General features: G+C 69.6%; 8 protein-coding genes. 6 read left to right on the top strand and 2 right to left on the bottom strand.

The window, feature by feature from the left end; genetic code table 11:
• Positions 1 to 118: 118 nt before the first annotated feature.
• Both ACZ4TR_RS23270 and ACZ4TR_RS23265 read right to left on the bottom strand, forming a co-directional pair.
• A complete protein-coding gene (locus tag ACZ4TR_RS23270) occupies positions 119 to 1054 on the bottom strand; it encodes an LLM class F420-dependent oxidoreductase (protein ID WP_465288998.1) in 936 nt (311 codons plus the stop codon).
• A 5-nt stretch (positions 1055 to 1059) separates the two neighbouring features.
• A complete protein-coding gene (locus tag ACZ4TR_RS23265) occupies positions 1060 to 1671 on the bottom strand; it encodes a TetR/AcrR family transcriptional regulator (RefSeq protein ID WP_364529295.1) in 612 nt (203 codons plus the stop codon).
• Between the two features lie 130 nt (positions 1672 to 1801).
• Between ACZ4TR_RS23265 and ACZ4TR_RS23260 the strand changes: the two genes are divergently transcribed.
• From ACZ4TR_RS23260 to ACZ4TR_RS23235, 6 genes are all read left to right on the top strand, one after another.
• Entirely contained in the window at positions 1802 to 2323 is a 522-nt protein-coding gene (locus ACZ4TR_RS23260) for a hypothetical protein (RefSeq protein WP_364529292.1), read from the top strand.
• A gap of 18 nt (positions 2324 to 2341) precedes the next feature.
• Positions 2342 to 3292: an oxidoreductase gene (locus ACZ4TR_RS23255; protein WP_465288997.1), complete on the top strand. Its 951-nt coding sequence runs from the start codon at positions 2342 to 2344 to the stop codon at positions 3290 to 3292.
• A gap of 25 nt (positions 3293 to 3317) precedes the next feature.
• Complete coding sequence (lipA, locus tag ACZ4TR_RS23250) at positions 3318 to 4319, top strand: lipoyl synthase (protein WP_465288996.1); 1002 nt, start codon at positions 3318 to 3320, stop codon at positions 4317 to 4319.
• 44 nt (positions 4320 to 4363) lie between these two features.
• Positions 4364 to 5014 (top strand): DedA family protein, encoded by a 651-nt coding sequence (locus ACZ4TR_RS23245; RefSeq protein ID WP_465288995.1) that lies wholly within the window; start codon positions 4364 to 4366, stop codon positions 5012 to 5014.
• A 131-nt stretch (positions 5015 to 5145) separates the two neighbouring features.
• Positions 5146 to 6015, top strand: coding sequence for a patatin-like phospholipase family protein (locus tag ACZ4TR_RS23240; protein ID WP_465288994.1), 870 nt, complete (start codon positions 5146 to 5148; stop codon positions 6013 to 6015).
• A 104-nt stretch (positions 6016 to 6119) separates the two neighbouring features.
• Positions 6120 to 7331, top strand: coding sequence for a L,D-transpeptidase (locus ACZ4TR_RS23235; protein ID WP_465288993.1), 1212 nt, complete (start codon positions 6120 to 6122; stop codon positions 7329 to 7331).
• The last annotated feature ends 304 nt before the right edge of the window (positions 7332 to 7635 follow it).

The following is a 7635-nucleotide window of genomic DNA, read 5'->3' as shown; positions in this document are numbered from 1 at the left end:
GCCGGGCGCCCCCTCCCCCCCCAAAAACGACCCCTCCCCCCGTTGGTTTGTGGGTGGTGTGGGCCCCCCCCGTGGTGGTTTTTGGTGTGTGGCCCCCCCCGACCGCCACATTGGGGCGCTAGTCCAGCTGCGGTGCGACCTCGGCCGCGATCAGCTCGATCTGGTCCAGATCGGACAGGTCCAGCAGCTGCAGGTAGACCCGGGTGATCCCGGTCTTCTCCCGCCACTGCCCGATCCGGTCGACGACCTCGGCGGGCGTCCCGGCCAGGCCGTTCGCCCGCAGCTCGGCCTCGTCCCGGCCGACGGCCGACGCCCGCTGCGCGACCTCCGCGTCGGAGCGGCCGACGGCGATGGTCAGCGCCACCGAGCGCAGGATCTCCTTGGGGTCGCGGCCGATCTCCTCGGCCGCGGCGTCTACGCGAGCGAACTGCGCGGCCGCGGTGTCGGCGTCCACGAACGGCAGGTTGAACTCGTCCGCGAACCGGGCCGCCAGGGCCGGCGTGCGCTTCTTGCCCTGGCCGCCGATGATCACCGGCGGCGCCGGGGACTGCGCCGGCTTCGGGAGGCCCGGCGACTCCGACAGGGAGTAGTACTCGCCCTTGAACGAGAACGTCGAGCCCGCCGGTGTCTTCCACAGCCCGGTGATGATCTCGAGCTGCTCGGCGTAGCGGTCGAAGCGCTCCTTCAGCGGCGGCAGCGTGAGGCCGTACGCCTCGTGCTCGGCGTCGTACCAGCCTGAGCCGAGACCGAACTCGACGCGCCCGCCGGACATCTGGTCGACCTGGGCGACCGAGATGGCCAGCGGACCCGGGTACCGGAACGTCGCCGCGGTGACGAGCGTGCCGAGCCGGATCCGGCTGGTCTCCCGGGCCAGGCCGGCCAGGGTGATCCAGGCGTCGGTCGGGCCGGGCAGGCCGTCGGCCGAGCCCATCTTCAGGTAGTGATCGCTGCGGAAGAAGGCGTCGTAGCCGGCGGCTTCGGTCGCCTTGGCGACGCGCAGGAGTTCGTCGTAGCTGGCCCCTTGCTGGGGCTCGGTGAAGATCCTCAAGTCCACGAAAGTCAGCCTATAGAGACGTCGGGCTCCGCGCGCCGCAGCCGTACCAGCATGCGGACAATGACGTCCTCGATCTCGGCGCCGACCTTCTTCGGATCCGGCGAGCTGGCGATTTCGGTCGCCGCGCTCGAGAGCGCGCCGAACAGCAGCCGCGCGGTGACCTCGACCGGCACGGGCTCGACCTCGCCCGCGTCGATCAGCGACTGCAGGCCGGAGCGGACGAGCCCGAAGCTGCACCGCTCCTCGGCTTCGCGCCAGCGCTCCCAGCCCATGACGACCGGGGCCTCGTGGATGGCGATCCGCTGGTAGGCCGGGTCGAGGCACGCGCGGATGAACGCGTTGAGCCCGCCGAGGGCCCGCTCCCACGGCGTGCCCTCACCGGTCATGATCTTGTCGAGACGGTCGTAGACGAGGCTTTCGACCTGGTCGAACGCGGCTTCGAAGAGGGCTTGCTTGCCGCTGAAGTGGTGGTAGAGCGCGCCCTTCGTGACGCGGGCGCGTTTGGCGATCTCGTCGAGCGAGGTACCCGCGTAACCGCGTTTGGTGAACAGTTCCACCGCGCTGTCGACCAGCGCCGACCGCGTCGACTCCGAGTAGTCGAGTCGTCTGGACCTCATTGTCGCCACCTTCACAACCTTACGCCCGGAGGATCTCTCCATACTCATGGTATGTTCGCCTCGTCAGGTCCGTACCGGGAGTATGCCGCAGACCGGCGGTATGACCCGGGCCACGGAAGGGGAGCCCACGATGAGCTGGACAGACTTCTACCGACGTCAGGAAATCCTCGAAGCGGTCGTCCGCTTGGCGGGCCGCAACCCGGCCGCGCCGCTGGCGCTCGACGAGGTTCCCGGTGCCGAAGAGCACTTCGGCACCGAGGAGAACGTCCTCCTGGCGCTGCAGTACCAGTGGACGAGGACGCTGAGCGGCCGCCTGCGCGCCGAGGTCACCGACCCGGACGACGCCGACGGCCTCGGCGACCACGTCGACGCCGTCACCCGCGCCTGGCGCGCGTCCGTCGAAGAGCACGAGACGCTGCGCGCGGTGCTCGACGGCGGCTACGAGCGGCACGCGTCGCTGCGCCGGATGCACGAAGGCGAGCTGCGGATGCTCGCCGTCACGGCCGGGCTGGCCGACCCGCGCGAGCCGGCCGAAGAGATCGTCAAGGTGGGTCACGCGCTCGAGGCGCTGCTGCGCACGAGCCGCGACGAGCCCGCTCGCCGCCGTCCCGTCATGGGACACCTGCGGCGCCTGCTCGCGCCGAGTGCGTGAACACGGTTTAGTACACGCATGACGGAGCGCTGGACCGACGCCGACATCCCCGACCAGACCGGCCGGACCGTGCTGGTCACCGGGGCGAACTCGGGGCTCGGGCTGCGCACCGCCGAGGTGCTCGCGGGCAAGGGGGCCCGCGTGCTCCTCGCCTGCCGCTCCGCCGAACGCGGGGCGAAGGCACTGGACCTCGTCAAAGCAGCCGCCGCGGGCGCCGGGCCCGAGCTCATCCCACTGGACCTGAGCGAGCTCGCCTCGGTGCGCGCGGCCGCCGCGTCGGCCCGGGAGCTGACCGGCGACAAGCTGGACGTCCTGGTCAACAACGCCGGCGTGATGGCGACCGCCCGCGGCCGCACCGCCGACGGCTTCGAGCTGCAGTTCGGCACCAACTACCTGGGGCACGCAGCGCTGACCTGGCTGCTGATGCCCGCCCTGCGCGGCGGACGGCACGCCCGCGTCGTCACGTTGTCGAGCCTCGCCGCCACCGGCGCGCGAATCCACCTCGACGACCCGAACGCCGAGCACCGCCGCTACAACGCGGCCGCCGCGTACGGCCAGTCGAAGCTCGCCGACCAGGTGTTCGCGGTCGAGCTGGACCGTCGGCTGCGCGCGGCGGGCTCGGACATCCTGAGTGTCGCCGCGCACCCCGGGTACACCGCGACCGGGCTCGGCAGCGGCATGGCGCGGTCGTATTCGAACCCGGTGGTCCGGTCCCTCATTGCCGGCGGCCACCGCCTCGGCGAGGTCCTGTTCGCCCAGGGGCCGCGGATCGGCGCCCTCCCCCAGCTCTACGCGGCGACGGCGGACGGCGTCGAAGGCGGCGCCTATTTCGCCCCGCGCGGCCTCGGAAACCTGCGCGGCTACCCGGTCAGGGTGCGCACGGTGGCCGCCGCGCGCAGCGAGTCGCTGGGGTCCGCGCTGTGGGAGCTGACGGCGAAGTTGACCCAGGTCACCCCCGATCCCGCGTAGCCCGGACGGGCGTACGGTTGAGGACGTGAGTGCTGCGCCTGAAGGCCGGAAGCTGCTGCGTCTGGAAGTCCGCAACAGTGAGACGCCGATCGAGAAGAAGCCGCCGTGGATCAAGACGCGGGTGCGGATGGGGCCGGAGTTCACCGAACTCAAGGGTCTCGTGCGCCGCGAGGGCTTGCACACGGTGTGTGAAGAGGCCGGTTGTCCCAACATCTACGAGTGCTGGGAAGACCGGGAGGCGACGTTCCTGATCGGTGGGGACCAGTGCACCCGCCGGTGTGACTTCTGTCAGATCGACACGGGTAAGCCTGCTGAGCTGGACCGGACTGAGCCGCGGAAGGTCGCGGAGTCGGTGCAGGCGATGGGTCTGCGGTATTCGACGGTCACCGGTGTCGCTCGGGATGATCTCGAGGATGGCGGTGCGTGGTTGTACGCCGAGACGGTTCGGCAGATTCACGCACTGAACCCGGGTACCGGGGTCGAGTTGTTGATCCCGGACTTCAACGCTGACCCGGCGCAGCTTGCTGAGGTGTTCGGTTCGCGGCCGGAGGTGTTGGCGCACAACGTGGAGACGGTGCCGCGGATTTTCAAGCGGATCCGTCCCGGGTTCCGGTACGCGCGTTCGCTGGAGGTCATCACTGCGGCGCGTGAAGCGGGTTTGGTGACGAAGTCGAACCTGATCTTGGGCATGGGTGAGACGCCGGATGAGGTGGCTCCGGCGATGCGGGACCTGGTCGATGCGGGCTGCGAGATTTTGACGATCACGCAGTATTTGCGTCCGTCGCCGCGGCATCACCCGGTGGATCGGTGGGTGAAGCCGGAGGAGTTCGTCGTGCACTCGCAGGCTGCGGAGGCGATGGGTTTTGCGGGGGTGATGGCGGGGCCGCTGGTCCGGTCGTCGTACCGCGCGGGACGGCTCTACGCCCAGACCAAGGGTTACCGTGGGGAGGAGCTGCCGGAGAACCTGGCGCACCTCGCCGCCGAAGGCCCGGCCGCGCAGGAAGCCGCGTCGCTGCTGGCGCGGTGACGCACGTCACCCCACCATCCTTAAAGGATCGGTAAAGTGGCCGTATGGCCCTGGTTTCGGACCTCCTCAGCTGGTTGCAAGGACTCCCGGAACCGGGGCTCGTCGCGGCGACCGGCGGGCTGGTCTTCGCCGAGTGCACGATCGGGCTGGGTTTTCTGGCCCCCGGCGAGTCCGGGCTGCTCGTCGCCGCGACGACGGCGAACACCCTCCCCCGGTTCCTGGTCCTGTGGCTGGTGGTCACGCTCTGCGCGACGGCGGGCGACGCCCTCGGCTACCTGATCGGCCGGCGGTTCGGCCCCCGGCTGCGCGAGACGAAGCTGATCCGCAAGTACGGCCTCGAAGCGTGGGACAAGGCGACCTCGGTCCTCGAGCGCCGGGGCGCGTGGGCGGTGTTCTTCGCCCGCTTCCTGCCGGTGATCCGCACGCTGACCCCGGCCGCGGCGGGAACGTCCGGACTGCCGTTCCGGCGCTTCCTCCCCGCGGCCGCCGCCGGGGCGTTCTGCTGGTCCCTGCTCCACATCAGCATCGGCGCAGCCCTGGGCGAGGCGGCGAAGCGGATCGAAGGCGCGGTGAGCACGGGCGGCCTGATCGCGGTCGGCGTGCTCGCGGCGGCCGGGGTGTTCTTCCTGCTGCGCATGAAGAAGCGGAAGGTTTTGGCCGCCGAGCCGGAACGCGAGCCCGAGCGGATCCCCTGACCCGAGCGTCGCGAATGACTCATTCGCGGCCTCCCCCGTCCCGAACGAGTCATTCGCGACGTCTCCCGGCCTCGACGCCGTCGTCCCGGGCGGCACGACCTGCGACAGCCGGGCTTACTACATTCGGCGGTATGAGTCTCGCGGATCTTCCCCGGCCGATCGGGTTCGTCCTCGGCGGGGGCGGCAGCCTCGGTGCCATGCAGGTCGGCATGCTGCGCGCGCTCACCGAAGCCGGCCTCACGCCGGACCTCGTGGCGGGCACGTCGGTCGGCTCGCTCAACGCGGCGGTGCTGGCCCTGCCCGGCGACGACGCACTGGCGCGCCTCCATGGAATCTGGGCGCACATGACGCGCACCGAGGCGTTCCCCGGCGGCGTGCTGAGCCGCGTCCGGACGCTGACGCAGAGCAAGACGCACCTGTTCCCCAACAGCGGCCTGACGACGATCATCGCCGACCACCTCGGCGCCGAAACCCGCTTCGAGGACCTGGCGCTGCCGCTCGGCGTCGTCACGACGCAGGTCGACACGGCCGAGCCGTTGCTGATCCGGACCGGCCGGCTGCTCGAGCCGTTGCTGGCGAGCTGCGCGATCCCGGGGATCTTCCCGCCGGTGGAGCATGAAGGGCGCCTGCTCTACGACGGCGGGCTCGTCGCGAACGTGCCGATGCGGCAGGCGCTGGCGATGGGCGCGCGGTCGCTGGTGGTGCTCGACTGCGCGTTCCCGGGCAAGCTGCCGGGCGCGCCGCGGACGTTCGCCGAGGTGATGATGTTCACCGCGATGATCAGCATGCGGAACCAGGCCGTGCTGGAAGCGCCGCTCGCGGCCTCGAAGGTGCCCGTGGTGTACCTGCCGGGGCCGGCACCGGTACGTGTGAACCCGCTCGATTTCGGGCACACCGAAGCACTGGCGGAAGAGGCGTACTCGGCCGCACGGGAGTTCCTGGACGGGATTTCGGTGAGCGGGCCGGGACTCTACGGGGCACCGGGCCTCGTCGTCACGTGATCCGCGTCACGCGGATGCACCGATCCGCCGGGAAGAACGTCATCGCTATCGCGTAGTTTTGATGATGAATGCCCGCCGACCCCAATTCCCAAAAAAGAGACAATATGCCTCCCAAGAAGACTTTACTTTCGGTGGCCGGAATCCTCGCCGGAGCACTGGTGCTTTCCGCTTGCTCATCCGGTGACGACGGCGGCTCACCCGGCGGTGGGGCGCCCGTGTCCGGTTCCGCGTCGGCTTCGGCGACCCCGGTCGCCGTGTCGTTCGAGCCCGCGGGCGGCACGGGGGTGAACCCGGCGACGCCCATCGTCGTCAAGGCCGCCAACGGGAAGCTCCTCGACGTCACGGTGACCAACACCGCGAAGGGGAACAAGGTCGGCGGCAAGCTGGCCGGCGACGGCGCGAGCTGGACGTCCACCGAGCCGCTCGGCTACGGCGTGACGTACAAGATCGTCGCGCACGCCCAAGGCGCCGACGGCAAGGCGGTCGAGCAGGACAACCAGATCAGCACGATCGCGCCGAAGAAGCAGGCGAACGCCAACCTGATCCCGGCACCGTCCGCGGTGGCGAGCACCGGCGTCGGCGTCGGGCAGCCGATCGTGTTCAGCTTCGGGAAGATCGCCGTGAAGAACAAGGCGGCGGTGGAGAAGGCCCTGACGGTCGAGTCGACGCCGAAGCAGGACGGCAGCTGGTACTGGATCGACGACTCGAACGTCCACTACCGGCCGAAGGAGTACTGGAAGGCCGGCACGACGCTGAAGGTGACGGCGAAGATCTACGGCGTCGATTTCGGCAACGGGGTCTTCGGCGCGGAGGACCGCACGGAGACGTACAAGGTGCACGATTCCTGGATCGCGAAGGCGGACGGGAACACCGAGCAGATGCAGATCTTCCACAACGGCGCGATGGTGAAGTCCATGCCGATTTCGATGGGCAAGGACGCGACCCCGACACATTTGGGCGCGCACGTCATTTCGGACAAACAGGCGAATTACACGATGGACTCGTGCACGTACGGCGTCTGCCCGCCGGACCCGAAGGCGTACCGCTCGAACGAGAAGTTCTCGGAGCGGATCTCCAACGACGGCGAGTTCGTCCACGAGAACCCGAACAGCGTGGGGCAGCAGGGAAGTTCGAACGTCTCGCACGGCTGCATCAACCTGAACGCGGCGAACGCCGAGTGGTTCTTCCAGAACATGGGCCTCGGCGACGTCGTCGAGGTGACGAACTCCGGCGGCCCGCAGCTCCCGGTGTGGGACCTGTACGGCGACTGGTCCAAGTCCTGGGCCGACTGGCAGGCCGGCTCCGCCCTGAAGTAACCCACCTCAGCAACCCACTTCGTCAGCTCACTTCGTCCGTACCCCCAGGGGCCGGGAGCTCCGCTCCCGGCCCCTTCTCCATCCCACCCGCCCCTCCCGCCCCACGACCCGACCCTCCAGATACGCGTGTCGTCCTTCCAATCACACGTGATGCCCCTCCAATCACGCCTGATGCCCGTCCAGTCACGTGAGATGCCCCCTCGATCACGCGAGATGCCCGGCCAAGCACAGGCTGGGCCGGGCAACGGCGGTGAGTTCCGGCTTCAATCACGCGAGATCCGGTGCCAGTCACGCGAGATCCGGT

Source organism: Amycolatopsis sp. NPDC028719, assembly GCF_055565395.1.
Note: the sequence above shows the minus strand (reverse complement) of the source record. Positions and strands in the feature narration are given on the sequence as shown.